This window comes from Streptomyces griseoaurantiacus, assembly GCF_036189845.1.
GTDB classification, from domain to species: domain Bacteria; phylum Actinomycetota; class Actinomycetes; order Streptomycetales; family Streptomycetaceae; genus Streptomyces; species Streptomyces griseoaurantiacus.
Genome location: NZ_CP108326.1, coordinates 7,051,887 through 7,078,225 on the forward strand (window position 1 = coordinate 7,051,887; position 26,339 = coordinate 7,078,225).

The following is a 26,339-nucleotide window of genomic DNA, read 5'->3' on the forward strand; positions in this document are numbered from 1 at the left end:
ATTGCCGTCTCTATCGCCCGTAAAGGGAGATTCGGTCGATCCTGGGTGCAGGATGGCAGCGAGGCCTGCGGCGCCTCCATGCCGTGGCACGCCCGGAGGCCGCCCATGCCCTGGGAACGTGTCATGCAACTGGAGTCACGGTGAGCCACTTCTACCTGAGTCATGTCCGCAGGGTCGACGAGGAGTGGGTCGCGGCGTTCTTCCGTGATCTGAGCGCGGCGGTGGCGGCGTGTACCGGACGTCCCTCCGAAACGCTGGGCTCGCGCGGCGATCCGTACACCCTTGAGGTGCCTCTCGATTCTTTGAGTCGTTCCACCGTTCTTGTCGCGCTCCTTTCACCGCGTTACTTCAGCCAGTCATACTGCGTTGCCGAGTGGAACTACTTCCAGCAGCGGCTCGACGTGCACTGGTCCCGTACCGGTCGCCGCGCCGACGCCGTCATTCCCGTGGTCTGGGAACCGGACCCGGATCACCCTCCGGCGGCCACCTCCCCGTTCCCTCCCCTGAGTGTGCCGTCGCAGGCCTATCAGCGGGACGGTGTTCTGCACCTGCTGCGCCTGAAAGCCCGCTACCAGGACGAGTACAACGAAGTGCTGGACGCCTTGGCGCGCCGGATCACGGCAGCCCGCGAGCAACTGCCGGAAATGCACGGCTTCCGGACGACGACAGGCGCAGGCGTCCGGCCGGGCGCTCGTGCGGGCAGGAGGGCCGTCGACTTCGTCATGGCTTCGATGTCGCGCCAGGACCTGCCCGCCGACCGGCAGGCGGGGCAGTTCTACGGGGACCGCCCCCTGGACTGGTCGCCCTACGCCCCGGAGGGCAAGGGCGCGCTCGCTTCCCTCGTGACGGACGTGGCCACCGCCCTCGATCTTGCCCCCGACGTCCTCGCGCTGGACGACAAGGCCGTCGATCGGGTGGGCCGGGACCCCGACCGGTTGGTGGTACTGCTGGTGGACGCCTGGGTCGCCAGAGTCCGGGAGAAACAACGGTTGTTCGCGGCCGTCGACGGTCGTCCCGGCCGGTCCACCACCGTGCTCGAGCCGCGCAGCGAGGACGACACCGAGTCGGCCGCCCGCTCCACCGAACTCGACGAGGCGGTCGACCGCATGCTCCCGCTCCTGCGGAGCAGCTTCGCCGAGTACCAGCGGTGGAGCCTGCCCGACTCCGAACGTTTCACCTCCGCGCTCCGCAAGGCCCTCATCCGCCTGCAGAACGACGCAATGAAGTCCGTGGAGGCCGACCGGGCTCCGGCGCCGACCACCGGTCTCGCACCATTTCCCCTGCTTGGAAGGCGTTCCTCATGAAGTTCGACTCGGGTGACGCCGGCACCGCCGAGTCCGGCACCATCGTCACCTTCTACTCGTTCAAGGGCGGCACCGGCCGCACGATGTCCTTGGCGAACGTGGCGTGGATCCTCGCCAGCAACGGCAAACGCGTGCTCGTCATGGACTGGGACCTCGAGGCACCGGGCCTGCACCGCTACTTCACGCCCTTCCTGGGGGACCCCGATCTCGCCTCCACCGAGGGCCTGATCGACCTCGTCCGCAAGTTCGAGCTGCGCGTGCCGCGCACGACCGACGAGGACCTGCGCGAATACGCCCGCGTCGAGCGCTACGCCACGACGCTGACGACCACCTTCCCGGACGGCGGGTACATCGACTTCGTCTCCTCGGGCAAGCAGACCGAGGAGTACTCGGAGACGATCAACACCTACGACTGGCGCGGTTTCTACGAACGCCGGGACGGAGCGGCTTTCCTTCACGCGCTGCGCGAGGACATGCGTCGCAACTACGACTACGTCCTGATCGACAGCCGCACCGGCTTCGGCGACACCTCGGGCATCACGACCATGATGCTCCCGGACGTCCTCGTCAACTGCTTCACCCTCAACACCCAGTCGGTCGACGGCGGCGCGGACATCGCCCGGGACGTCAAGCGCGGGGCCCCCCACGTGAAGATCATTCCTGTGCCGATGCGGGTCGACTACGCCGAGCAGGAGAAGCTCGAGGCCAGCCGCGACCACGCCCGCCGGCGCTTCCAGGAGTTCCTCAAGGACACCCCCCGCGCCGCCGACCCCGACAGCTACTGGGGCGCGGTGGAGATCCCCTACCGCTCGTACTTCGCCTACGAGGAGGTCCTGGCCACCGTCGCCGACACGCCCCGGCAACCGGCCTCCCTCCTCGCCGCCTACGAGCGCCTCACGGCCACCGTCACCGACGGCGCGATCACCGCCGTCCAGCCGATCGACGAGCAGACCCGCAGGCAACTGCTGGCGCGCTTCCAGCGCGTACGGATGCCCGGCGGGGGCTTGGTGCCCCGTGTTCGGCTGGACTTCGCACTGCGGGACGGGGCCTGGGCGGAGTGGCTCGCCGCCCAGATGCAGGCCGCGGGTATCGCGGTCACCCAGCGTGGAAGCAGTCCCTCCGTCCCCCTCGCCGCCCGCCCGGCGGAGAGCGCCGACGTGGTCATCGCCCTGCTCTCACCCGACTTCGCGACCACTCCCGTCGCCGACGAACTTCGTGCCCTCGCGTCCGCTCCCGAGGGCCCAAGGATCATCGGACTGCGTGCCCGGGAGCACACCCCGGAGCCGGCGCTGCGCGGACTGCCGGGGTTCACCCTCGCCGACCTGCCGGCGCAGCAGGCACTCAATCAGGTGTTCGGGCTCCTGGACCTGGAACCGCCCGCCGCCGTCGCCACCGAGGGCCCGGCCTACCCTGGCCTGGTCCCCAAGGCCTTCAACGTGCCCCCGCGCAACAACGTCTTCACCGGCCGGGACGGGTACCTTGAGCACGTACGCTCCGAACTCGGCGCGGAGGCGCTGCGGCAGGACACCCCGGTGGGCAGGGTGGTCCTCTACGGGCTGGGTGGTATCGGAAAGACCCAGATCGCCCAGGAGTATGTCCACCGCTACGGTTCCCAGTACGACGTCGTGCACTGGATCCCTTCCGAACAGCCGGAAGCGATCCCGCAGTTGCTCGCCGACCTGGGCACAGAGCTGGAACTCCCCGGCGCCTCGGTCGACGAACGTGTCCAGGCCACCCGAGCCGCGCTGCGCACGGGAAGGGTGGGCCGCTGGCTGCTGGTCTTCGACAACATCGAGAGTCAGGGTCCGGACCGTCCCGAGGCCTCCGTCTCGCAGTACATCCCCGACGACGGTCCCGGCCACGTCATCGTGACCGCACGGCGTTCACCCATCGGCCAGAGCCAGGCGTCCATGGAGGTCGACGCGTTCAGCCGGTCCGAGAGCGTCGCACTGCTGCGTCGCCGGGTGGACGGACTGTCGACCTCCGACGCCGACCGGATCGCCGACAGGCTCGGCGACTTCCCGATGGCCATGGAGATGGCGGCGGCGTGGCTGCGGCAGACCGCGATGCCCCTGGACACCTACCTCGACCTGGTGAACAGCCGAGTCAGCGCCGTGCTGCGGCGGGAAGGTGCCACCGGGGACGGGCCGCAGCAGTCCCTGACGGCGGTCTGGCGACTCTCCGTCGACCGGCTCGCCCAGGACCGCCCGGCCGCCGTCCGCCTGCTGGAACTCTGTTCGTTCCTCTCACCCGAGCCCATCGCGCACTCGCTGCTCTACAGCGACGGCATGCGCAACTACCTCGCCGAAGCGACCGGGGACAGTTCCGTCTTCGACCCGATGGTGATGGGTTACCTGATCCGCGACCTGGGCCGGTACGCCCTCGCCACCGTGGACCAGCGCAACCGCTACATCCAGGTGCACCGGCTGCTCCAGGCCGCGGTCCGCGAGTGGCTCCAGGAGGACCCTGCCCGGGAGGAGCGCATCCGTCACCATGCCCACCTGGTGCTGGCCAGCGCTCTGCCTTCGGCGGCGCTGCCGGAGGAGGACACGACGGTACGCCAGCGCTTCGCGGAACTCCTGCCGCACCTCGAACCGTCCAGGGCGGTCTCCAGTACCGACCCACGCGTCTGTGAATGGGTCATCCGCCAGGTCCGCAACCAGTGGGGGATCGACGACCACCGTGCCGCAGCCGCCCTGGGCCGCCGCGCCCTCGACACCTGGGGCGAGTCACTGGGCCGTGACCATCATCTGACGCTGCGTCTGGCCGCCCAGGTGGCCAACCCGCTGCGGTCCCTGGGACGGTTCGAGGACGCGTACGAACTGGATGCAGACACCCTGCGCCGCCAGCGCGAGCAACTCGGCGACGCCCACGGCCACACCCTGGTGACGGCCCGCAACTATGGGGGCGACCTGCGCGGCCTCGGCCGTTATCAGGAGGCTTACGAGTCCGACAAGGGCACCTACGACCTCTGCCGCACCAACCCCGACTTCGGAGAGGAACACGAAGCGACACTGCGGGCCGCCAACAACCTGGGCGTTTCACTCAACCTGGCGGGCCGGCCCGCGGAGGCACTCCGCCTGGCCGAGGACACGTACGCGAAGTGCCGCTCGGCGCTCGGCGTGCGAAACCGGCTCACCTGGATCCTGGCCAACGGTGTGGCACTGGACCGCCGCGAGATGGGCGACTACCAGAGTTCTCTCGACCTGCTGACCGAGATCCGCAGGCGGTTCGCCGGTCTGCTGGGTGAGGGCGCGGACGACGTGCTGCGCACCGACGCCTCCCTTGCCGTCACTCAGCGTCGGCTGGGCAATCACACGGCTGCCGAGGCGCTGACCCGCACGACGATGAACGCGTACCGTCAGCGCTACGGGGAGTTCCACCCTGAAACCATGTCGTGCGGCGCCAACCTCGCCTGCGACCTGCTCGCCCTGTCGGAGACCCAGCCCGAACGGCGCGCCGAGGCGGCCGAGTTGGGCAAGCGTAATCTCGAGGTCTACAAGGGTCAGCTCGGCGCCGATCACCCCTTCACCCTCGCCGCCGCCACCAACCTCGTGGCCATTCTGCGCAACCAGGACGAGGCCACGGAGGCGTTGAAGCTCGGTGACGACACCTTGCGGCAGTTGGTCGGACGGCTGGGGGAGCAGCATCCCGCGGCCGTCGCCTGCCGGGCGAACCGTGCCGGGGCGCTCTCCGCGCTGGGGCGGCACCGGGAGGCGACGGCGGAGGACGAGAAGGTGCACGAGGCCTATCTCGCGCTGTACGGTCCCGACCATCCGAGGGTGCTGTGCGCGCGGTACAACGCGGCTTTGGAGCGGATCCTCGCCGGGGACGAGGAGGCGGAGACCGCGCTGCGGGAGGCCGGGGAGGACACGGAGCGCAAACTCGGCCCGCGGCACCCCACCTGCCGGGCCATGGTCAACCGCCGGCGCATCGACTTCGACCTGGAGATGCCGCCGATCTGATCGGTGACCGCCCTTGAAGACGAAGAGACACGCCCCACGGGCCCCGGCCGACCGGCCGGGGCCCGTCGGGGTGTGGTCCGGGCGTCCGCGCCGCGGTCGACGCGCGTCAATTCTGGCGTGAGGTCGCGTACTTGCGGACGAAGCGGCGGACCGTGCGGTTCATCTCCTCCTCGCGCCAGGCCGGCAGGCCGTCCAGCAGGGTGTGGGCGCCGGCGGTGCCCAGCAGGTCGCCGTCGACGACGAACAGGAACAGCACGCCCACCGGGAACGCGGCGTCCAGGGCGCGGACCAGGTCGGTGTCCGGGGGGTGGGGGACGATGACCACCACGGGGCCGAAGTCCCGTTCGTGTTCGCGCAGGGTCTCCTCGTCGTAGACGTCGACGTCCTCCAGCAGGTCCCGGATGCCCTCCACGAGGCCGTCCAGGACGCCGGTGCCCGCGGTGATCGGCACGACGAAGTGGTCCCAGGCGAGGGGTTGTTCGGTCGCCCGGTGGACGTAGCGGCGCGCGGTGTCCGTGGAGCGGGCGGGCAGTACGGCGACGCGCGGGCCCGCACCGCACAGGGCCTCGCGCATCCGGGTGGCCTCGGCGCCCGGCACCCTGGCGTGGGTCACGCTCAGTTCGATCAGTTCGCGGGAGTCACCGGGTCCGGGCAGCGGCAGGAGTTCGGTCAGGGCGGCGCGCAACGGGTCGGCGTCCGCCTCCTGTTCGCTGGGCCGTTCGGCGAGCAGACCGGAGGCGAGGCGGTGCTGCTTGAGGGGGGAGAGGCCGGCCAGCGGCACCCCCAGTGTCGCGCTGGCGCGGTCCAGGCTGCGGTCGGGCACCTCGCGCAGGTGCCGTACCACCTGGTGGTGCACCCGGGAGTCGTTCAGTCCGGCCCGCATCAGCTCGAGCTGCGGGGCGATGTCACGCCGTACCGCTTCCAGATCGCCCCGTTCCGGCCACTCGACGGTCTGCCGCCGGGTCGGGTTGAGGGAGTTGAGTCCGCTGCGCTCCAGCGCCTCGAGGTCCACCTCCGGCAGCATCAGCAGGATGACGGGGAAGCCGTCGGTGCGGTTGCGCAGTTCCGCCATGGCGAGTTCGTTCTGCACGTGCTCGGACCGCAGGGCGTGCACCGAGACGATGAGCAGCATGCCGTGCGCACTGCCCATGCCGTCGGAGATCGCCTCCATCCACTCCTGCCCGGGCACCAGCGACTCCCGGTCCACGACGACCGGGGCGCAGCCCTCCGCCCGCAGCAGCTCCTCCATGGCACGCCGTGCGGGCCAGCAGTTGCACGGGCAGTCCAGGGGTTCGCTGCGGCTGAGGAAGACATGGGGACCGGGCATGGTGCTCCTCGCTGAACTGGGGACGGGGCTGACGTCGGCCGGTCGCGGCTCGCGGCGTGCGGCGTCAGGGGGTGGGTGGGCCGAAGGGGTCGGTCGCCTCCGCCGACCGGGAGTGCTGAGCGGGACGGAGCCGGAACCAGCGGGTGCGGCCCGGTCCGAGGGGGAGGGTGAGGACGCCCTCGGCCGCGCGTACGGTTTCCGGTTCGTCGGCGGCCGGGTGCGGTGCGGGGATGTCGTGGGCGATCTCGACGAATGCGGCCGCCGGCGTCGGGTCCGGTACGGGGATCCGGGCGAGGACGGGGGTGTCGGCGGTGCTGGTCAGACACAGCACCGTCTGGCCCGCGTGGCTCCGGCGGACGGCGGTGAGCCGGGGGTCCCCGGTGGGGAGAAAGGTGAAGTCCTCGCCGTGAAGGGCGAGTTGGGTGGCGCGGGCGGCCAGCAGGGTGCGCAGTGCCGTCGTCCGGGGCGTCGCCGCGTCCAGCACGGCGAAGGGGACCTCGTGGCAGCCGGGCAGGGCCAGCAGCAGGCACGCCTCCGGGTACGGGGTGCCGGGCGGCAGCGCCCACGGGGACAGCGGGCCCGGGGCGTCCGCCGGGACGCCCGGAGGTGCGCCGACGAGGAGGTGGCAGTGGGCGGCGGCCGTTGCGGAACCGCTGGCCGGCTCCGGCCCGTCCGGAGCCTCGTGCCCGTCCGCCACTCCCACCAGTGCCGCCCCCGGGAACGCGTCCAGCAGGTGGCGCAGCCGGACCAGCAGGGGCTCGGGCCAGCGCGCGGCCTCGCGCAGCCGCAGGCCGTCGAGCCCCTCCTCCAGCAGGTCGTACGCCCGCCGCAGCAGCGGCCCGTGCGCGGCGGTGCCGTCCGGCGGGTCGAGGCAGGCGAGAAGGCGCAGGCCCTGGGCCCGTGCCTCCTCCACCAGCGCCGTCGTGCCGGGCGCCCCCGGCTCGCAGGAGGCGGGCAGGCAGACGTGGCCGAGGCCCCAGCGGCGTGCCCGCGAGGGCAGCTGGGGATCGCTCGCAGGCAGCACCACCCCGACGCTGTCGCGGAGCCAGGCGGGGCCGGCGCCGCCCGGTGCGGCGGGCACGGGGGCGGGGGTGAACAGGTGGGCCCGGCCGTCCTCGGAGCGGATCTCCACCTCGCCGCCGTGGCCCGTCAGCAGCAGGCGCCCGCTCGGAGCGGGACACACCTCCCGCACCGGGAAGGGGACCGGCGCCCCCGTCGCGGGACCGCCCTCCGGCCACGGCAGCCGCAGCAGCCGGGGGCCGCCGTCCGCCGCGACGACGAGACCGGACTCGGGCGAGACGGCGAGCGAGGTCGCCGGGGCCGGCAGCACAGCCAGGACGTCCCAGTCGTCCTCCTCGCGGTCGCGGCGGCCGGTGGCCGTCTCTCCGGCTCCGTCCACCCCGTCGCCGCCCGCCTCCGGGGCACCGTCCGGGCGCCAGGCGTGCACCCGGCCGTCCTCCGTCGCCCACACCACCGCGCCCGAGGCCGGGTCGCCGGTCAGGGCGGTGATCGCCTGGCCGGTGCCCCACAGTGTCGTCGGCGGACCTGTGCCCGAGGCCGGGCGGTGGACGACGAGGTCGCCCCGGGCGTCCGCCACCGCCACCGTTCCGGCCCGCACCGAGGACCAGAGTCCCACCACCCGGGCCGAGTGCGTCAGCCGTGCCAGTTCGCGGCGCGGGTCGCCGTCGGCCGCCAGGACCACGTCGGTCCCCGACACCAGGCACAGCACGGTCTGCCGGGCCAGCCGCGACCAGCCGAGCGCCGTCGGCTCCGCCGCCGCGGCCGGAAACCGGTGCAGTACGGCGTCGGCGGTGCCGTCCAGTGCCGTCGACACCACGTGCAGTCCGCTGCCGGTCAGGGCGGCCGTGGCGGCGGGACCCGCGTCCGCGACGGCCAGCAGGGTGGGTGCCTCGGGCAGTTCGAGAGGCAGTACGGTCTCGCCGTCGTCGACCGACAGAGCGGTGTGCCCGTCGGCGGTGACCGCCGTCGCCCCGCGCCCGGCAGCCCGCACGCAGGCCAGGGTGCCGCCCAGCTCCGCCCGCGCGTGCAGCACCGTGCCGTCGGGAAGGGCCTCGGCGATCACACCGAGGCGCAGCGCGGCCCGCTCGTCCGCGTACATGTCCAGCTCGTGCCAGCCGGCCCCGGGCAGCGCTGCGCGCAGCCGCAGCCGGACCCGGGCGGCGCCGCTCGCCGGGCAGACCAGGGCGTCGGGTTCCGGCGGCCGGGTCAGGACGAGGCCGTCGGCCACCGGCCGCACGCCGATGTCGACCTCGCTGTGGACCAGGGACCGCACCGCCCGCACCCGGTCGGCGTCGGTACGGGCGGCCACACCGGTGGGCGGTTCCATGCCCAGCCGTTCCGCCGCCATGACCTGCAGCCGCCAGGCCGGCCAGGAGCCGTGCACGTCCTCCGGCAGCCGGGGCAGGAAGCGCAGCACCCAGCGGCTGGCGTCGGCCGCCCCGGCACCCTCGGCGAGGACCTGCCGGAACAGGGGTGCCAGTGCCTCCTCGACCTCCGCCTCGGCGGGGCGCGGACCGATCGTCGCCCGCCACAGCAGGTCCTCGAACGCGCGGACGAGGGGAGGGGCGGACCGGTGGGCGGTGCGGGTGTACTCGCGGACCGAGCCGAGCAGGCTCAGGTCCCGTGCGGACAGTTCCTGGCGCAGCTCGGCGCTCACCTCGGGGTTGAGGACGAGGGCCCGGCTGTCGGCGGCCTCCACCAGCGGTGAGAACCACAGCCTGGCCTCGAGCCCGATGCCGCTGCGCGGCAGGAACCGCAGCCGGGCGCCGCGCAGGAAGTACGGCTCGGCCTGTGCCGCCAGGCACAGCGAGCGCGCCAGCAGCACCACGTCGGGCTGGTCGCGGCGCTGCTCGGCGATGAGCCGGAAGGCGCTGCTGCGCTCGGGTGCCGCCGTCACGAGCCGCGCCCCGGCCTGCGCCGGCCGCCCCGGGCGGTGGACCGCCCCGTGCGCACCGGGATGCCGCGGTCCAGGGTGAGCAGCGTGGTGAGCTGCCGGATCGCGGACGGGTACTGCCGCACGGGGTGCGGGGTGAGGCAGACGACGGGGGTGCCCGCGGCGCACAGCCGGCGCAGGTACGGCAGCCACTGGGCGGGGCCTGCGTGGTGGCGGCCGGGAACCGGGGGCCGCAGCAGGCCGAGGTCGGACATCAGCAGGACCGGCTGCCCGTGCGGCGGGACGGGCCGGGGCTCCCAGGTGCGGCCCCCGTCGCGGCTGGCGCCCCGGGTGAGCCGGAAGTCGAGGACGGTCAGCCGGTCGGGCGGCAGCACCCGGGCGGCCAGGGCGGCGAGCCAGGACTGGTCCTCGCGGAAGGGCCGCATGGATTCGCCCCGGTCCAGCAGCAGGTGCGCCCCGGCCCTGGTGGTCGCCCGCTGCCGGTAGGGGACCCGGGGACGGCCGAGGGGGCCGCCCGCGAGGCCCCGGACCACCAGCTCCATGAGCCGGTCGTGGTCGACGGTGTGTCCGTCGCGGTACGTGGCGGCCACGGCCAGGAAGACGGCCCGTTCGGTCCGCGGGTCCCAGGGCGGGGCGGGCCGGGGCGGGGCGCTGGTCCAGGGCACCTCGAGGATGTCGGGCGGTGGTGGCGGGTCCGTCGGGTCGGTGAGGTCGCGCAGGGCGGGCTCGCCCTCGGGTCCGGTGGGGTCCGGCGGGGGGACCGGCGCCCGGAGCATGAGGAGGGAGGCACCGGTGGGGGCGGGGAGCGTGGAACGCGGGCCCCGTCGTGCGCCGTCGGACGCGGATTCGGTCCGGCGGCGCGCGACCGCGGGGGTGACGGGCCCCGGCTCCTCCCCGCTCCGGTCCCCGCCTGCGCCGTCGGCCGGCGCCGGTCCGGTACGGCGGGAGGCAGGCCGCGGGCGGTCCCGGCGGTCCGGCCGGGGCCCGGAGTCGGCGTGCAGGGAGCGCACCGGACGGCGCTCCGCCCCCCGTCCGCCGCCCCCTGCTCCCGGCCCGCCGCTCGCGCCGGTCCCGTCGGGACCCGGGCCCGGCGGCACGTCCCGGCCGGCTCCCGCGGGCAGCCCCATCGCCTCGGCCAGCCGTGCCACGCCGTCCGCGTCCCGTACACCCAGCAGGCGGGCAGCCCGCAGCAGGTCCCCCACCTGGGTCCGGCCTCGGCTCATGCGTACGGCAGGACGTCGGGGGAGCCCTTCACCATGGCGAGGTCCGCCACGGCACGCCATTCCGGGGAGCCGGCGGTGAGACCGAGCTGCCGGCAGGCCCGCAGGGTGTCGAGGAATTCCGCGGTGCTCGCGACCGGCCGTGCGACGGAGGACTCGGCGTCGAACATCTCGGCCAACTCGCCCGCCAGCAGGGGGTCGTAGGCCGCGCCCATGTGCAACCGGGCCACCAGCAGCAGGTGTTCGCGGTCCGGGGGTTCGAGGACCAGGGGGATGCAGCGGCGGCGGAAGGCGGCCGACAGTTCCCGTTCCTCGTTGCTGGTGATGACCACCAGGGGGGCGTCGATCCCCTCGGCGGCCGTCACGAGTCGGCGGCCCGGGCCCTCGAAGCGCAGGTTGTTCAGTGGGTCGAGCAGGGCGTCCGGCACATCGGGATCGGCCTTGTCGATCTCGTCGATCAGTACGACGGCCGGGCGCCCGCGCAGGGCCGGGTCGGCCCCGGTGCCCTCGTCCCCGGCGTCCGCGGGCTCGGCCGAGCCGGCGAACACCGGGTCGACGGACGGGTCCAGGGCCTTCCAGAGCACGCCCGGCCGGAAGTACGCGGGCGAGTCGGGGGCGCCGAGCTTCCCCGAGTGCGCGTCGTTGAGCTGCCGGAACGCCTCCTCGCGCCAGAGCAGGTCGTGCGGCTCGGTGCGGGCGGTGACGACCTCGGCGTAGTAGCGCAGCCCCATCAGCCGGGCCACGTTGGGCGCCAGGGTGGACTTGCCGGAGCCGGGCGGGCCCAGCACCAGCAGGGGACGGCCGGTCGCCAGGGCGATGTTGACGGCGAGGACCGTGCGCTCGTCGAAGAGGTAGACCTCCTCGTCCGGGCGGGCCACGCCCCGCGCCGGGAGGGGCGGTAAGGGGCGCTGGTGCGGGGTGCCGGTGGACTCCACGTCGGGGTCGAAAAGCTTGACGTAGCCCACTGTTTCCCCCTGGTCCGTGTACCGCGAAAGCTCCCTCGACGAGGGTAGCCGACACCCCGTCAGTGCTGAAGATTGCCTCCGCGGGACCGGCCCGGGCGCACCACCCGGACACCGGGGAAACCCGCTCCCGGCCTGGGCGTTCCTCCCGGGCGGGGGACGGTGTGCGCCCCGGCGCGCGCGGTGGGCCGTGCTTCCGCCGGCACCAGGTCGACCTGGCTGAGCCACGGCATGTCGTCCAGACCCTCCGGTATCGGCTCGTCCGGCCAGGGCTCCAGGGTGAGGAACATGACCGTCGAGGAGGCGAGGGCCGTCCAGTCGGTCAGGGCGGGGCAGCGCACCACCCGCAGCGCGCGCAGCGAGGGGCAGCCGTCCAGCGGGGGGAGGGCGGTGCGCGCGGGGTCGTCGGCGAGGACCAGCGCCCGCAGGCCGCGCAGCCGCGGCAGCAGTTCGTCCAGGCCCTCGACCGTTCCCTCGCACCACAGTTCGTGACCGCCGGGGCCGCCGGACGCGGCCAGCGCGCGCAGTTCCCCGGCCGAGCGCACGAGGGCGCGCCGCGCCGGGGCGGGGCGCGCGGGCCGCGCCGCCGGCAGCCGCCGCGGCGGCCGGTGGCCGGAGGTCAGCAGGCCACGCGGCTCGGTGCCGGTTCGCGCCGCCCGCAACTCGCCGAGCAGCTCCTCCAGTTCGGGGGAGCCGGAGCGGGCCAGCAGGCGTGCCGCGTCCGCGTGTTCGGCGCCGGCCAGGTGGTGGGCCGCCAGGAAGGTGCGCACCGCCGGGTCGGAGAAGGCGACGGTGTCGGGGCCGGGCTGGTAGAGCGTGCCGGTGCGGTCCGCGAGGGCGGCGAGCAGCCGCTCCGGCGCCGGGGCGGCACCGGCCGCGCGGGTGCCGCGCTCGCGCAGCGCGTCCAGCGCCGTGCGCAGCGGGATGCGCGCGCCGTCCATGTCGAGGGTGGCGACGGCCAGGCCGCCGCAGGCGGTGCGCAGCACGCTGTCGGGCACCGCCGCCCCGTCCTCCCGTACCGGGGGCACCCCTCCGGGTTCCGGCCGGGCCCGGCGCCACCCGGCGGAGATCCCGGCCCGCAGGAGCTGGTGCCGGGGCGGCGGTCCCGGCAGGGCGTGTGCCCGGGAGGCCCGCCAGATCGCCGCGGCGGCGGCCGGGCGACCGGCGACGCCCGAGAGCACCGGGTCCTCGTCGAGCCGCCGCGTCAGCGCCCGTGCGGTCCGCTGCTCGCCGCCGGCGCCCAGGGAGTCCAGCAGGGCCCGGACGCCCGCCGGGGCCAGGGCGCGCAGCCGGACGGTACGGAACTCGGAGCCCAGCCGGTCCCAGGGCACGGTGGCCCCGTTGGTGGCGATGACGCAGGGGGCCTGCGGGTGGGTGCGCAGCAGGCGCAGCAGGGACTCCCAGACGGCGGTGCGGTTGCGCGAGGGCACTGCGTCGAGGTCGTCGACGGCCACGAAGGCGTGTCCGGCGCGCAGTTGGCGCGCCGCCCAGCCGGCGGGCTCGCGGGGGGCGGCGCCCGGGGCGAGGGCGGGCACCAGCCCGTCGAGGTCGGGGAGGGCTCCGGAGCGGGCGGAGAGCACGAACGGGATGCGGCAGCCCCAGGGTGCCCGGGCGGAGCCGGCCGGGGTGTGCGGGAGGGCGTCGAGGGCCTGCCCGGCGAGCCGGGCCAGTTCGGTGCTGTGGCCCGCGCCGAGGGGGCCGACCAGGAGCAGCCGCCGGCCCAGTTCGGGCAGCAGTTCGGCGGGCACGGTCCCGTCCGCGCCGTCGTCGGCGACCAGGGTGCGGGGGATGCGGGGCGCGGGCACGGCGGGTGCCAGGTGCTTGCGGAACTCCTCGGTGAACACGCCGTCGTCCACGGCGAGCGCGCGGGGCGGCTCGCCGGCCGAGCGGTCGGCGAGCGGCGGTGCCGTCGTACCGCTCCGGACCGCTTCGTTCATGTGTGCGACGATCGCCGAGAGGACCTCGTCCAGGGCCCCGCGGTACCGGGGCGCCTGCATGGTGAGCAGGGCGAGACCCAGCGAGCGGTACTCCGGCGGCTGCCCGGCGGTGAGGACGTCGGCCGCCGCGACCGGTTCCGGCAGCCGCTGCGGGATCGGCTCCCACAGCAGCGGCAGCGCCGTGCGGGGCGCGGTGCCGGTACGGGCCTGGCCCAGCGTCTGACGGTGCGCGAGGACCGCCCAGTCCTGGTCGGCGGGGCCCTCGCTGAAGTAGGCGGGACTGCACAGGGCGAGGACGACGTCCGCGGCGGCCACCCCGGGCGACTCGGCCGGCGGAGAGTGCCGCGCGTCCGGCGGCTGAGGTGCCGGAGCGAGCACGCGGGTGAACTGCGGGCCCTTGGAGGCGTCCAGCCGTCTGCGCAGCTCGTACAGGAAACGGGCCACCCAGGCCTCGTCACGGCCCCGCAAATAGCTGACGGCATAGCGGTACACGGACACCACTTCCCCCGTAGATCGGCTTGCGCACCCGCTTCTCCCACCAGTCTGGCACTGCGCCGGGCGACGGGCGTGGCAGAATCCGCCGCAGCAACTGATGGTCCGTCAGGCCAGCTCGAAGAAATGTACGGTGACATGCTCGATGTGTCCGGAGGGGCGGCGCCGCCCCTGGGGAAGAAACAGGAGAATCTCCTCGCCGCGATCCTGCGGGGAGTTCCGGTCCTGGGACACGACAACGACGCCAGACCGCTGGCCGAGGAGGAGGCCCGGCGCCTGCTGCGCGCCGCCCCCGTTCCGGCCCTCGCCCCCTCGGCCGAGGAGACCGCCGAGCTCAACCGGACCCGGCCGCGGGTGCTGCACGCGGTCGTCGGACCGGAGGCCCGGCGCACCGGATACGTCCACGGCCTGCCCTGCCACGGAGTGCCGCCCCTGCTGCGCGCGGCCGCCGCGGCCGCCCGGGCCCCGCTGGTCCTGCGGGTGGTCTACGGCGCCAGTACCGAGGTCCCGCTGCGGGCCCTGAGCTACGTCCTGCCGGCCGTGCGGATGGCCGCCCGGCTCACCGGGAGCGGCCACCCCGGCTGCCACGTCCAGGTGGTCCTCGCCGGGCCCCTGAGCGGCCGGCTCAACGCGCTGTGCGAGGAGAGGGTGGCCGAGCAGACCGAACTGCTCGGGCACTGCCTGCAACGGCTGCTGTGCTTCCTCGGGCCCGTCGCCCACAGCGTGTACCGCACCGCGGCACCGCCCCGGGTGCTGGAGGCGCTGACCGAGCTCGTGGCCGCGCTGCCGGCCGAGGGGCGCGCCCGGATCCTGTGCCGCCTCGACGGCAAGGGCGGCGCCCGCCACGAGGAGCAGACCCTGCGCTACGCGGCGGCGCACGTCCTGGTGCACGACCGCGCGCACGACCGGACGCGGGTCCCGCTCGTCCTGCGGCACGGCACCCCGGCCCCCGCCGACCCGGCGGTGATCGACGTGGGCAGCCTCCAGGAACGCCACTTCCACGAGGTGCGCCGCTGGTTCGCGGCGTCCACCGGGGCGGACGACCCCGGCGCACTGGTCCTCACCCGCCACTCCGTACCCCCGTACACCATGGCCCGGGGCGGCGACCTCGCCCTGCGCGACTTCCTCGACGGCCGCGACCACGAGGAGGAGCCCCTCGCCGCGGCCGCCCGCCACGACCTGCGCCAGCTGTGGGACCTGCTGCCCCCGGGTCCGCTGCGCCAGATCCTCGACGCCCCCGTGGCCGCCGCCCGCTGACCCCGCTCCGGCGGGGCCGGTCCCTCCGCCGGGTCGCCGACCTCGGGGAATGGAACCGCCGTGACGGGGCAGTCGGCCCGGCGGCGCGGCCCGCAGCCGGCCGCGCGCCCCGTTCAGCCGACACCCCACGGAGGTCACGGTGACTGAAGGCATCTGGCGGTACGCCCCGACGGCCGGACACACCCCGGACGACGATCTGACCGGCTACCGGGTCGAGGCGTCCGACGGCCACATCGGCAAGGTCGACAAGCACTCGGCCGACGTCGACTCGCAGTACCTCGTCGTCGACACCGGCGTCTGGATCTTCGGCAGGAAGGTGCTGCTGCCCGCGGGCGTGGTCACCCTCATCCGGCACGAGGACCGCACCGTGCACGTGGCCCGCACCAAGGAGGAGATCAAGGCCGCCCCCGAGTTCGACGAGGACAAGCACCTGGGCGACCCCCGCTACCGCGACCAGCTCGGCGGGCACTACGGCTCCGGTCACTGAAGCGGGGCGAGGGCCCGGCCGACAGGACAGCCGGGTACGGCGGAGGGAGACTGGTGCGCATGGGCACCACCGCACTCGTCGTCATCGACATGATCAACACCTACGATCACGACGACGCCGACCTGCTGCTGCCGTCGGTGAAGACGGTCGTGCCGGTCGTCGCCGGACTGCTCGAGCGGGCACGCGCGAGCGGCGCGCCCGTCATCTACGTCAACGACAACTTCGGCGAGTGGCGCTCGCACCACGGTGAACTGCTCGACAAGGCACTGGCCGGACCGCACGCCGACCTCGTCGAACCGGTACGGCCCGACGAGGCCTCGCTGTTCGTGGTGAAGGCCCGCCACTCGATCTTCTTCGAGACCCCGCTCGGCTATCTGCTGGGCCAGCAGGGCATCGACCGGCTCGTCCTGTGCGGCCAGGTCACCGAGCAGTGCGTGCTGTACTCGGCCCTGGACGCGCACATCCGCCACCTGAAGGTGGTCGTGCCCCGCGACGGCGTGGCCCCCATCCACGAGGACCTCGCGCAGGCGGCGCTGCGGATGATGGAACGGAACATGGGCGCGCGGGTGTGCGAGAGCGCGGACCTCTGGGCCGAGGACGGCTGAGGCGCACCCGGCCGGCCGACGGCCGGCCGGACCACACGCCCGCGTGGCCCCGCGCCCTTCGAGGGGCACGGGGCCCGCGCCGTCCTACGCCCGCCTCAGGCGCAGCGTCACCAGCTCGAACGGTCCCAGCGGCAGCACGATCCGGCCGTCCTCCGACCGGGGCGCCGGCGCGTCCGACAGCGGACGCTCCAGCAGGTCGGTGACGGTCACCGAGGCCACGTCGAAGCCCGGGGCGAGCGTCGCCGTGGACCGGCCGCCGTGCGCCTCGTGGAAACGCACCACCACGTCACCGCTGCCGTCGTCGGCCAGCTTGACCGCGGTGACCGCCACCGCGTCCTCCGCGACCGACACCAGTGGCGCCACCGGACCGGCACCCCTCACCCGCCGCTCGGGCAGGTTCACCCACCAGCCCTCGCGGACCGCGTCCCCGATCTCCGCGCCCGGCACCAGCGCGTGCCGGAAGCGGTGCACACCCTGGTCGGTCTCCGGGTCGGGGAAGCGCGGGGCGCGCAGCAGCGAGACCCGGACCGTGGTGGTGGCACCGCGCCCGCCGTCCTGCCGCACGGCACGGGTCACGTCGTGGCCGTACGTCGAATCGGTGACGAGAGCCACGCCCCAGCCCGGCTCCGCCACGTGCACGAAGCGGTGGTTGCACGCCTCGAACTTGGCGGCCTCCCAGCTCGTGTTGGTGTGCGTCGGCCGGTGGAAGTGCCCGAACTGCGTCTCGGAGGCGTACCGCTCGGCGTGCACGTCCAGCGGGAAGGCCAGCTTGAGGAACTTCTCCGTCTCGTGCCAGTCCACCTCCGTGTCCACCACCAGCCGCCGCTCACCCGGCGCGAGTGACAGCACCTGCACGACCCGGGAGCCGCCGAAGGAGCGCACGACGCGCACCGAGGAGCCGTCCTCGCCCGCGCCCACCTCCTCCGCGTCGGTCAGGTCGGTCACCGTGTTGCGGTAGAACTCGTCCACGTCCCAGGCGTCCCACATGTTCGGGAAGTCCGGGTGCAGTTGCAGCAGGTTGGCCGGCCGGCCCGGGGGCACGGTCTCCCGGCCGGCGGCGAGGTCGTACACCGAGGGCACCAGGCCCCGCTCGTCCACCTCGATCCGCAGCAGCCCGTTGTCCAGCGTGAACCCGCCCCCGGCACGCGGCTCCAGGGCCGTGCTCCCCTCGACGGCCACCGTGCCGGCGCCGCCCGCCGGGACACCGCGGCGGGCGTGCGGGGCGGCGTTGAACACCAGCTCCGTCTCACCGCTCCCGGCCAGCGCCTGCTGCGCCGCCGTGATGATCGCGGTCAGCTCGCGCTCCAGGCGCTCGTACGTCGCCCGCGCCTCCCGGTGCACCCAGGCGATGGACGAGCCGGGCAGGATGTCGTGGAACTGGTGCAGCAGCACCGTCTTCCAGATCCGGTCCAGGTCCTCGTAGGGGTAGGCGAACCCGGCCCGTACGGCGGCCGTCGCCGCCCACAGCTCGGCCTCGCGCAGCAGGTGCTCGCTGCGCCGGTTGCCCTGCTTGGTGCGCGCCTGGCTGGTCAGCGTCGCCCGGTGCAGCTCCAGGTACAACTCGCCCACCCAGACCGGCGGCTCGGGGTAGTCGGCCTCCGCCTTGCGGAAGAAGGCCTCCGGTGTCTCCCAGGCGACGGTCGCCGAACCCTCCAGGTCCCGCAGCCGGGCCGCCTTGGCGACCATCTCACGGGTGGTGCCACCGCCGCCGTCGCCCCAGCCGGTCGGCGCCAGGGAGTGCCGGGCGGCCCCCTTGTCCTTGAAGTTGCGGGCCGCGTGGGCGATCTCGCGGCCCTGCATCGAGCAGTTGTAGGTGTCCACGGGCGGGAAGTGCGTGAAGATCCGGGTGCCGTCGATGCCCTCCCACTGGAAGGTGTGGTGGGGGAAGGTGTTCGTCTGCGACCAGGAGATCTTCTGCGTCAGCAGCCACTTCGACCCGGCCGCCTTGATGATCTGCGGCAGCCCGGCGGCGAAACCGAAGGTGTCCGGCAGCCACGCCTCCTGGTTCTCGATGCCGAACTCGTCGAGGAAGAACCGCTTGCCGTGCACGAACTGCCGGGCCATCGCCTCCGAACCGGGCATGTTGGTGTCCGACTCCACCCACATCCCGCCCGCCGGCACGAACCGCCCGTCCGCCACCGCCTTCTTCACCCGTGCCCACACCTCGGGCCGGTGCTCCTTGACCCACGCCCACTGCTGCGCCTGGGACATGGCGAAGACGAAGTCCGGCTCCTCGTCCAGGAGGGAGGTCATGTTGGCGGTGGTGCGGGCCACCTTGCGGACCGTCTCGCGCAGCGGCCACAGCCACGCCGAGTCGATGTGCGCGTGGCCGACCGCGCTGATCCGGTGCGCGGAGGGCACGGCGGGGGAGGAGAGGACGTCGGTGAGCCGCTCCCGGGCGCGCCCGGCGGTGCCGCCCACGTCCTGGAGGTCGAGCGCGTCCAGGGCGCGCTCGACCGCCCGCAGGACGTCCCACCGGCGGGCGGACTCCACCGGCAGCTCGGCCATCAGCTCGCCGAGCACCTCCAGGTCCAGGACGAGCTGCCACACCGTCTCGTCGAAGACGGCGAGGTCCATGCGGGTCAGCGTGTACTGCGGCTCACTGCCCGCGGTCTCCTTGTCGCCGAGCCGCGTGGGCAGGAAGGGGTGGTAGTCCAGGATGACGGGGTTGGAGGCGGCCTCGACGTGCAGCCGCACCTCCTCGCCGCCGGCGACGGGAGCGCCGATCCGCACCCACTGGTTGCGGGGGTTGAGCCCCTTCACCGGGGTGCCGTCGGGCCGGTACACCAGGCCCTCGCACTGGAATCCGGGCATGTTCTCGTCGAAGCCGAGGTCGAGCAGGGCCTCCACGGTGCGCCCGGCCCACGCCTTCGGCACGGTCCCCGTGACCCGGAACCAGCTCGTGCCCCAGGGCGCTCCCCACCGGGCGCCCACCTCGATCGGCGAGGGCTCGGCGGCGAGCCCCTCGGACACCGGGACGGGCTCGCCGGGGGCGTGCCACACCGCCACTTCCAGCGGCACCGAGTCGGGGTACACGGCGGGACGGATGCGTTCCTCGAGGACGCGCTTGAGGCGGGCCTCCACGAGGCTGCGGTCGTCATGCATGCGTGTCGTTCTCCATGGGTCTGGGCAGAAAAGTGCGGGTCACCAGGTGTGTCGGACGTGGGCGGGGGACGATGCGGTGTAGACCTCCCCCACCGTACGCACCTCGAACCGTGCCGTCCGCTCCCCCTCCACCGGGCGCGGCCCGGCGACGTGGAACGCGCTCTGGCAGGTGCCGCCGAGGAACCGGCGGGTGCCGTCGGGCAGCACCCGGTGCAGCGTGTACTGCCGCACCTGCCCGCGCGCCGGGCGCCACGCGAGGCGCAGCGCGTCCTCGGAGGCCGCGGTGACGCGCAGCCCGGTGGGCGGCGCGGGCCGGCGCTCCGGCCGGTCGGCCTGCCGCACGGCGAGGGCGCCCAGCCGCCAGGCGACCGGCGTCCCGTCGGCCGCGCTCAGCCGGACCCCGAGCGCGTGCACCGTGCCGGAACGGCCGGGCAGCCGCACGGTGACCGTCCGCCAGCCGCCCCCGGCCCGTCCGTGGTGCCGCGGGCGCACCGGCAGATACGTGTACGGCGGCGCCGCCCCGGCCGCCGGCTCGACGGTGGCCACCGCGAGCTCCACGCCCACCGCCGCCCCGCTCTCGTCCCGGTAGGTGAGGTCGACGACCGCGCCCCCGCGCAGCGGCAGCCGCGTCGCGTACAGGTCGAGGGTGACGGGCGCGGTGAGCGCACCGGACACCAGGACGCTGTTCCCGCCCCGCCAGGCGTCCTCGAAGTCGAAGGCCACCTGGGGCCGGGTCCCCTCGGTGCGCACCACCCACCGCCGGGACGGCAGCCTGTCCTGCAGTCCCAGGTGGTTCCAGGGCGTCTCCGAGGTCACCCGTCCCTCCTCGTACCAGCGCAGTCCGTGACCGGTGTTGAAGGTGGTGGCGAAGGGGAGCGAGGAGACCGTCGAGCGGTCGGCGACGGAGAGCGCCGGGGCCCGCCAGCCGTCCGTGGTGTCGGGGTGGGCCGGGTCGAGGGAACGGCCGGTCCAGAAGCGGTCGTCGGCGGCGTGGAAGTCGGCCGGGGTGTGCCCCTGGGGCAGGTGGTTGCGGGTCCACTCGGGCCGGTAGAAGCCGAGCGAGGTCACGTGCGGGGCCGTCGCCGGGACGATCGCGTCCCAGTTCACCGAGCGGTTCCAGCCGCTCGATTCGACGTCCACCCCGGCCCACAGTGCGTAGCGGTCCCGTTCGAGGCGGTCGGCGAGCTGGGCGGAGGAGGCGAGGGAGGAGGGGGACCAGCGGAAGTCCACGAACATGTCGTCGGCCTTCTCGAAGAACGCCTCGTTGCGGTTGTTCAGGGCGCCCTGCCAGCTCACCGCCCCGTTCACCGTCATCGCGTCGTACCAGGTCACCCGCTGTCCGCGCGCCGATGCGAGCTTCTTCAGCTCGGTGAGGAAGCCGAGCATGTCGGCACCCAGCGCGGCGTCCCCGCCCTCGGTCTCGGCGTTCACGAACCAGCCGTCGAAGCCGTACGCGGCGGCCACCGCGACCAGCCGCTCGGCGAGCGGACAGTGCCCGTCCGCGTCCTTTCGGACCAGGTCCCGGGTCCACCGGAGCTGACCGCCGTAGACGACGGGCGGCAGGAAGATGTTGCCGAGGACGCGCACCCCGTGACGGTGGGCGGCGTCCACGACGGGGGCGTTGGGCGCGAGGATCAGCCCCTCGCCCGCCGAGCCGCCCCAGAACACCAGCTCGTCCAGGTACGCCCAGTGGGTGAGCGCGTAGTAGTCGGCGGTGGGAGACCCCTGGGAGGGATTGCCCGCGGTGGGCCCGAAGGAGACCAGGGACTGGATGCGGGCCTGACCGGTGCGCGCGGTGGTGTTGACCGGTGCCGGGGTGAAGCGGGGCGCGAGCGGCACCGTGGAGGCGTTGAACGCGAGATCGGCGTCGCCCTCCGCGCGCCACTCGCGCAGACTGCGCCAGGTGATGCCCTCGCCGGGTTCGCCGGAGGGCAGCGAGTCCGGATACCAGTAGGAGGCCAGCGGCGGGGTCGCCGCCGGGAGGGCACCGGGGCCGGCGGGGGAGCCGGACGCGGCCGCCGCCGGGGACGGCAGGGGCAGCAGGGCGGCGCTCGCGGTGGCGGCGCCGGTGAACAGGACGGCACGTCTGGTGGGGGTCACGGACGGTTCCTCCTCGGGGGCGGGGGAGTACCTCATGGGACTGCGGGGGGGGCAGGGTGCGCGGGGGCCGTGCGGCAGCCGGCCCGCCGGGGTCAGGGGGCGAGGACCTCGTCGGGGGTGACGACCTCGGTGATGCCCCGTGCGGCGAGGTGGGCGGCGTCCTTGGCCCGGCCGTCGAGGACGGTGGTGGGGCGGGCGCCGTCGGCGGTCAGCCGGAAGAACGCCTCGAACACCACGCCGCCCGGCGCACAGTGGGAACGGGCGGCGGGGTCGGCGGGGACGACCAGCGCGGTGGTGCGCGGCTTGGGCGCGTAGGTGTGCGCGCGGGCGGCGCGGGCGAACACCTCCGCGCTCGGCTTCGGCCGCCGTCCGTTGGTCAACAGGCCCAGGCCGTATTCGAGTTCGGGGAAGTCGGCGAGGTCGCGGGAGACGTCGTGGGAGCACCACCAGGTGATGCCCCACAGGTCGGGGCAGTCCAGGGCGGCGGTGATCGTCGCCTCGGTGAAGGCGGCCGCGTGCGCGGCGGGGATCAGCGGGGCGGGCGCGCCGACCTCCTGGAGCCACACGGGCCGGTGCGCCTCCTCGGCCCACGCCTTGCTCAGTTCGATCAGATAGGCGCCGTGGTGCTCGGTGGGCACCGAGGTGCGGCCGTGGCGCTGGGCGGTGCCGTCGAAGACCCAGGAGTGCACGGCCGTCATGGCGCCGTGCCGGGCGGCCTGGGCCGGGGTGAACGGCATGTCGTCCTGGTACCAGGTGGCGTCGTACTCGGCGTGCAGGTGCAGCGCACCCGGGGCGCCCTCCTCGCAGGCGGCGAGCATCCGCGTCAGCCAGGCGTCGATCTGTTCCGTCGTGGCCCGGTCGGGGTCGGGGTGCGGTCCGGCGGAGAACTGGTTGACCTCGTTGCCGAGGGTCATGCCGAGGAAGCCGGGGCGGCCGGCGAGCGCGGCGGCGAGGGTGCGCAGATAGGCCGCCTGGCCGTCGAGCACCTCCGGGTCGGTGAACAGGTTGCGCCGGTGCCAGGTGCGGGTCCAGGCGGGCAGGTAGTCGAAGCTGCTCAGGTGCCCCTGCAGCCCGTCCACGTTGACGTCGAGCCCGCGCTCGGCGGCCGCGTCCACGAGCCGCACCAGGTCCTCGACGGCGCGGGGCCGGATCAGCGTCCGGTTGGGCTGGAAGTAGGGCCACAGCGGGAACACCCGCACGTGGTCGGCACCGAGCGCCGCGACGGAGTCCAGGTCCGCGCGCACGGAGTCCAGGTCGAAGTCGAGCCAGTGGTGGAACCACCCTTCGCTGGGGGTGTAGTTGACGCCGAAGCGCACAGCAGAAGGCATACGTGTCCTTGGACGCGGAGAAGGGACGCGGGGAGGCGGTGGGGGAGGGGGGTCAGCCCTTGACGGCGCCCTCGCCGACCCCGCGGAAGAAGTACCGCTGGAGACAGGCGAACAGGATGATCAGTGGTGCCACGGCGATGATCGTGCCGGCCGCGACGAGGCGTTCGTCGTTGGCGAAGGTGCCGTGCAGGTAGTTCAGGCCGATGGTCAGGGTGTACTTGGACGGGTCACTGAGCACGATGAGCGGCCACAGGAAGTCGTCCCAGGAGAACATGAACGCGAAGATCGCGACGACGGCCAGGGTGCCCCGCACCGAGGGCAGCGCCACGCGCCAGAACCGCTGCCAGACGTTGGCGCCGTCGACGTACGCCGCCTCCTCGATCTCGTAGGGCACGTTGAGGAAGGCGTTGCGCATCAGCAGCACGTTGAGCGCGCCGACGGAACCGGGCAGGACCACGGCGAGGAGCGTGTTGTTCAGGCCGAGTTCCCGCATGGTCGTGAACTGGGCGATGATGATGCCCTCGGCCGGTACGAGCATCGCCAGGATGAACACCAGCGTGGCGGCGCGGCGGCCCCGGTAGCGCAGCCGGGCCAGGGCGTAGCCCGCCAGCGCCGCGCCGACGCAGTTGGTGACGACGTTGGCGAGGGCCACCTTCAGGGAGTTCAGGACGTAGTCCCAGACCGGGATGGTCTCCGAGACCCGCTCGTAGTTGTGCAGCGTGGGACGGCTCGGCAGGAACCTCGGCGGTGAGGTGAAGATGTCCTCCGTGGGCCCCTTGAGGGAGGTGGAGAGCTGCCACAGGAACGGGCCCACCGTCAGCGCCAGGACGGCGAGCAGCAGGACGTAGCGCAGCACCAGCTCCCACCCCCGCACCCGGCGGCCGTGCTCGTCGGTGATGCGGCGGCGTTCGCGCACGCCGGCCCGGACCGGGGCCGGGGTCTTCTGGGCAGTGCTCACGATTCCTCCCTCCGGTCGGCGCGCAGCACCAGCAGCATCAGGACGACGGCGACGACGAAGACGACCAGCGAGAGCGCGGAGGCGTAACCGACCCGCCCCGACAGGCCGGTGCCGGTGCGCTGCACCAGCATGACGAGGGTGGTGTCCTCGCCCGCCGGGCCGCCGTTGGGGCCCGCCATCAGATACACCTCGGAGAACACCTTGAACGCGGCGACCGAGGACAGCGCGGCCACCAGCACCATCGTGGAGCGCACGGCCGGCACGGTGACGGTCAGGAAGCGGCGCACCGCGCCCGCGCCGTCCACCGCGGCGGCCTCGTGCAGCTCGCGGGGCACGTTGGCGAGCGCCGCGAGATAGATGATCATGTAGTAGCCGAGGCCCTTCCACACCGTGACCGTCATGGCGCTGAACAGCAGCAGCCACTGGTCGCTGAGGAAGCCGACCTTGCCCACACCCACCGCCTCCAGCAGCGAGTTGACCAGCCCCCGCTCGTCCAGGAGCCACACCCAGATGAGCCCCACCACGACGACCGAGGCGACGACCGGGGTGTAGAACGCGGACCGGAAGAAGGTGATGCCGGGGATGTTCCGCTGCACCAGCAGGGCGAGCAGCAACGGCAGGATCACCAGCGCGGGAACGACACCGAGGACGTACACCGTGCTGTTGCGCAGTCCGATCCAGAACATGTCGTCGTGCAGCAGCTCGCGGAAGTTGGCGAGCCCCACGTAGTGGCCGGGGAGCAGGGTGCGGCGGTCGGTGAAGGAGTTGATCACCGTGGAGACGAAGGGGTACAGGATGAAGACGGCGGTGATCAGCAGCCCGGGAGCGGCGAACAGCCAAGGGCTGGTGACCAGTTGGCGCCGTACCCGGACCGCCGGGGGCGGGGTCCGGCCGGCGGCGCCGCCCGGGCGGGCCAGCCGGCCGAGGCGTCCCAGCGGACCCGGGCGGTCCGGCCGTCCCGGCCCCTGGGACCGGGTGACGGTGGAGGTGGCCATCGGATGCCTCAGCCCTGCTGCTGGAGCAGCCGGTCGCACGCCTTGACGGCGGCGTCCAGCGCCTCCTTGGGGCTCTGCTTGCCCTGCAGCGCCCTGGCCACCGAGTTGCCGAGCTCCGTCTTCATCTGGTCGCTGAACAGCACCGGCGTGTAGTTCACCGCGGTCTTCAGGGACTTGGCGGCGGCCACCCGCACCCGGGTCTCGTCGGTGCCGTCCTCCTTGGTGAAGTACGGGTCCTCCAGGGAGCCCGCGGTGCTCGGGAAGATGGCGACCTTCTTGGCGAAGGACATCTGGTGCTCGGCGTCGGTGACGTAGTGGGCGAAGGCCACCGCGGCCGGGGTGTGCTTGGTGCGGGAGTTCACCATCACGCCCATCACGTACATGTTGACGTGGCCGGTGCTGGTGATCTGGTCCGTGATGCCGATGTTCTTGTACAGGTGTGGCGCCTGCTTCTTGAAGTTGCCGAGGTCCAGGGCGCTGCCGGGGTTCATGGCGACGGCCTCGGTGAGGAACTTGCGGCCCGAGGACTCCGGAGTCGCGGTCAGAGCCTGCGAGTCGAGGGCCTTGACCTTGTACAACTCCTTGTACTTGGTGAGGAGTTCCACGCCCTTGGCGTCGTTGAAGGTGAACCCGGTGCCCTCCTTGTTCATCAGCGGGACCCCGTAGCGGCCGAAGTCCTCGATGGTGGGCACGTTGGCGAGGGTGGCGACCTTGCCGTCGGTCCGGTCGGAGATCTTCAGCGCGTCGGCGAAGAGGTCGTCGTACGTCTTCGGCGGCTGGTCCGGGGAGAGGCCGGCCTTCTCGAACAGCGCCTTGTTGTAGAAGAGCGGGCCGGTGTTGAGGTACCAGGGGAAGGCGTAGGTGCCCTTCACCCCCGGTATCTGGTGGCTGGCCCAGGCGCCGGGCAGGTACTCCTTCTTGTACTTCGACGCGGACTTGTCCAGGTCGAGCGCGAGACCGGCCTTGGCGAGCGGGGCGACGAGGTCGGGGGAGACGTTGACGACATCGGGCAGGGTGCCGCCGGCCGCGTCCGCGCTGATCTTGTCGGCGTAGTTCTCGGCGGGCTGGTCCACCCACTTCACATGGGCGTCCGGGTACTTCTTCTCGAAGCCGGCGATGACGCCCTCGAAGTACGACTTGAAGTTGGCCCGGAGGTTCCAGGTCTGGAACGTGATGTCGCCCTCGACCTTCCCGGAGGCGTCGGAGGAGCCGCCTGTGTCGTCCCCGGAGCCGCAGGCGCTCAGGGGCAGGACGACGGCGATGACGGCAGCGGCGGCGAGGGCTCTGCGGGAGAGGGGCACGGTGACACGGCTCCCTTGCGGTGTCGGGAAAGCTGATTGGCAGCGACCCTGCCGCGCACGGCGGGAGAAAGTCAATGCATTC

At 73.5% G+C, this 26,339-nt stretch carries 16 protein-coding genes; 5 read left to right on the forward strand and 11 right to left on the reverse strand.

Annotated features, from left to right (window positions below; translation table 11 throughout):
- The first annotated feature begins 140 nt into the window (after window positions 1–140).
- On the forward strand, window positions 141–1,304 hold the full coding sequence (gene fsxC, locus OHB09_RS30980; RefSeq protein ID WP_328922885.1) for an FxsC protein: 1,164 nt from the start codon (window positions 141–143) through the stop codon (window positions 1,302–1,304).
- The gene (fxsT, locus tag OHB09_RS30985) at window positions 1,301–5,269 is read left to right on the forward strand and encodes an FxSxx-COOH system tetratricopeptide repeat protein (RefSeq protein WP_328918179.1); all 3,969 of its coding nucleotides are present in this window, start codon (window positions 1,301–1,303) and stop codon (window positions 5,267–5,269) included. The genes fsxC and fxsT overlap by 4 nt, the downstream gene beginning before the upstream one ends.
- A 106-nt stretch (window positions 5,270–5,375) precedes the next feature.
- Here the strand turns inward: fxsT and OHB09_RS30990 are convergent, their stop codons facing one another.
- The 5 genes from OHB09_RS30990 to OHB09_RS31010 all read right to left on the reverse strand — a co-directional run bounded on the left by OHB09_RS30990 (window position 5,376) and on the right by OHB09_RS31010 (window position 14,121).
- A complete protein-coding gene (locus OHB09_RS30990; RefSeq protein WP_006140008.1) occupies window positions 5,376–6,596 on the reverse strand; it encodes a toll/interleukin-1 receptor domain-containing protein in 1,221 nt (406 codons plus the stop codon).
- A gap of 64 nt (window positions 6,597–6,660) precedes the next feature.
- A complete protein-coding gene (locus OHB09_RS30995; RefSeq protein ID WP_328922886.1) occupies window positions 6,661–9,513 on the reverse strand; it encodes a hypothetical protein in 2,853 nt (950 codons plus the stop codon).
- Window positions 9,510–10,733 carry a hypothetical protein gene (locus tag OHB09_RS31000; RefSeq protein ID WP_328922887.1) on the reverse strand — a complete coding sequence of 408 codons (1,224 nt, stop codon included), beginning with the start codon at window positions 10,731–10,733 and terminating at the stop codon, window positions 9,510–9,512. Before OHB09_RS31000 ends, OHB09_RS30995 begins: the two co-directional genes overlap by 4 nt.
- Entirely contained in the window at window positions 10,730–11,695 is a 966-nt protein-coding gene (locus OHB09_RS31005) for an AAA family ATPase (protein WP_328922888.1), read from the reverse strand. Before OHB09_RS31005 ends, OHB09_RS31000 begins: the two co-directional genes overlap by 4 nt.
- Before the next feature lie 59 nt (window positions 11,696–11,754).
- The gene (locus OHB09_RS31010) at window positions 11,755–14,121 is read right to left on the reverse strand and encodes a large ATP-binding protein (RefSeq protein ID WP_328922889.1); all 2,367 of its coding nucleotides are present in this window, start codon (window positions 14,119–14,121) and stop codon (window positions 11,755–11,757) included.
- A gap of 138 nt (window positions 14,122–14,259) precedes the next feature.
- Between OHB09_RS31010 and OHB09_RS31015 the strand changes: the two genes are divergently transcribed.
- The 3 genes from OHB09_RS31015 (at window position 14,260) to OHB09_RS31025 (ending at window position 16,470) form a co-directional block, all read left to right on the forward strand.
- A complete protein-coding gene (locus tag OHB09_RS31015; RefSeq protein WP_234528769.1) occupies window positions 14,260–15,378 on the forward strand; it encodes a hypothetical protein in 1,119 nt (372 codons plus the stop codon).
- A gap of 139 nt (window positions 15,379–15,517) precedes the next feature.
- Entirely contained in the window at window positions 15,518–15,865 is a 348-nt protein-coding gene (locus tag OHB09_RS31020; protein WP_006140002.1) for a hypothetical protein, read from the forward strand.
- A gap of 59 nt (window positions 15,866–15,924) precedes the next feature.
- Window positions 15,925–16,470: a cysteine hydrolase family protein gene (locus OHB09_RS31025; protein WP_328922890.1), complete on the forward strand. Its 546-nt coding sequence runs from the start codon at window positions 15,925–15,927 to the stop codon at window positions 16,468–16,470.
- Between the two features lie 84 nt (window positions 16,471–16,554).
- Here OHB09_RS31025 and OHB09_RS31030 read toward each other — a convergent pair whose 3' ends face one another.
- The 6 genes from OHB09_RS31030 to OHB09_RS31055 all read right to left on the reverse strand — a co-directional run bounded on the left by OHB09_RS31030 (window position 16,555) and on the right by OHB09_RS31055 (window position 26,257).
- Complete coding sequence (locus tag OHB09_RS31030) at window positions 16,555–19,575, reverse strand: alpha-mannosidase (protein WP_328922891.1); 3,021 nt, start codon at window positions 19,573–19,575, stop codon at window positions 16,555–16,557.
- A 39-nt stretch (window positions 19,576–19,614) separates the two neighbouring features.
- A complete protein-coding gene (locus OHB09_RS31035) occupies window positions 19,615–21,675 on the reverse strand; it encodes an endo-beta-N-acetylglucosaminidase (RefSeq protein WP_328922892.1) in 2,061 nt (686 codons plus the stop codon).
- Between the two features lie 92 nt (window positions 21,676–21,767).
- Window positions 21,768–23,003 carry a glycoside hydrolase 5 family protein gene (locus OHB09_RS31040; RefSeq protein WP_328922893.1) on the reverse strand — a complete coding sequence of 412 codons (1,236 nt, stop codon included), beginning with the start codon at window positions 23,001–23,003 and terminating at the stop codon, window positions 21,768–21,770.
- A gap of 52 nt (window positions 23,004–23,055) precedes the next feature.
- Window positions 23,056–23,961: a carbohydrate ABC transporter permease gene (locus tag OHB09_RS31045; RefSeq protein WP_328918175.1), complete on the reverse strand. Its 906-nt coding sequence runs from the start codon at window positions 23,959–23,961 to the stop codon at window positions 23,056–23,058.
- Window positions 23,958–24,956: a carbohydrate ABC transporter permease gene (locus OHB09_RS31050; protein ID WP_006139996.1), complete on the reverse strand. Its 999-nt coding sequence runs from the start codon at window positions 24,954–24,956 to the stop codon at window positions 23,958–23,960. The genes OHB09_RS31045 and OHB09_RS31050 overlap by 4 nt, the downstream gene beginning before the upstream one ends.
- Before the next feature lie 8 nt (window positions 24,957–24,964).
- Entirely contained in the window at window positions 24,965–26,257 is a 1,293-nt protein-coding gene (locus OHB09_RS31055) for an ABC transporter substrate-binding protein (RefSeq protein ID WP_191853635.1), read from the reverse strand.
- Window positions 26,258–26,339: the final 82 nt, after the last annotated feature.

What these genes read in the sequence shown, in the direction of transcription:
- fxsT (WP_328918179.1), top strand. Translation starts at nt 1,301, where the DNA reads ATGAAGTTCGACTCGGGTGACGCCGGCACCGCCGAGTCCGGCACCATC.
- OHB09_RS30990 (WP_006140008.1), bottom strand. Translation starts at nt 6,596, where the DNA reads ATGCCCGGTCCCCATGTCTTCCTCAGCCGCAGCGAACCCCTGGACTGC.
- OHB09_RS31000 (WP_328922887.1), bottom strand. Translation starts at nt 10,733, where the DNA reads ATGAGCCGAGGCCGGACCCAGGTGGGGGACCTGCTGCGGGCTGCCCGC.
- OHB09_RS31015 (WP_234528769.1), top strand. Translation starts at nt 14,260, where the DNA reads ATGCTCGATGTGTCCGGAGGGGCGGCGCCGCCCCTGGGGAAGAAACAG.
- OHB09_RS31025 (WP_328922890.1), top strand. Translation starts at nt 15,925, where the DNA reads ATGGGCACCACCGCACTCGTCGTCATCGACATGATCAACACCTACGAT.
- OHB09_RS31030 (WP_328922891.1), bottom strand. Translation starts at nt 19,575, where the DNA reads ATGCATGACGACCGCAGCCTCGTGGAGGCCCGCCTCAAGCGCGTCCTC.
- OHB09_RS31040 (WP_328922893.1), bottom strand. Translation starts at nt 23,003, where the DNA reads ATGCCTTCTGCTGTGCGCTTCGGCGTCAACTACACCCCCAGCGAAGGG.
- OHB09_RS31050 (WP_006139996.1), bottom strand. Translation starts at nt 24,956, where the DNA reads ATGGCCACCTCCACCGTCACCCGGTCCCAGGGGCCGGGACGGCCGGAC.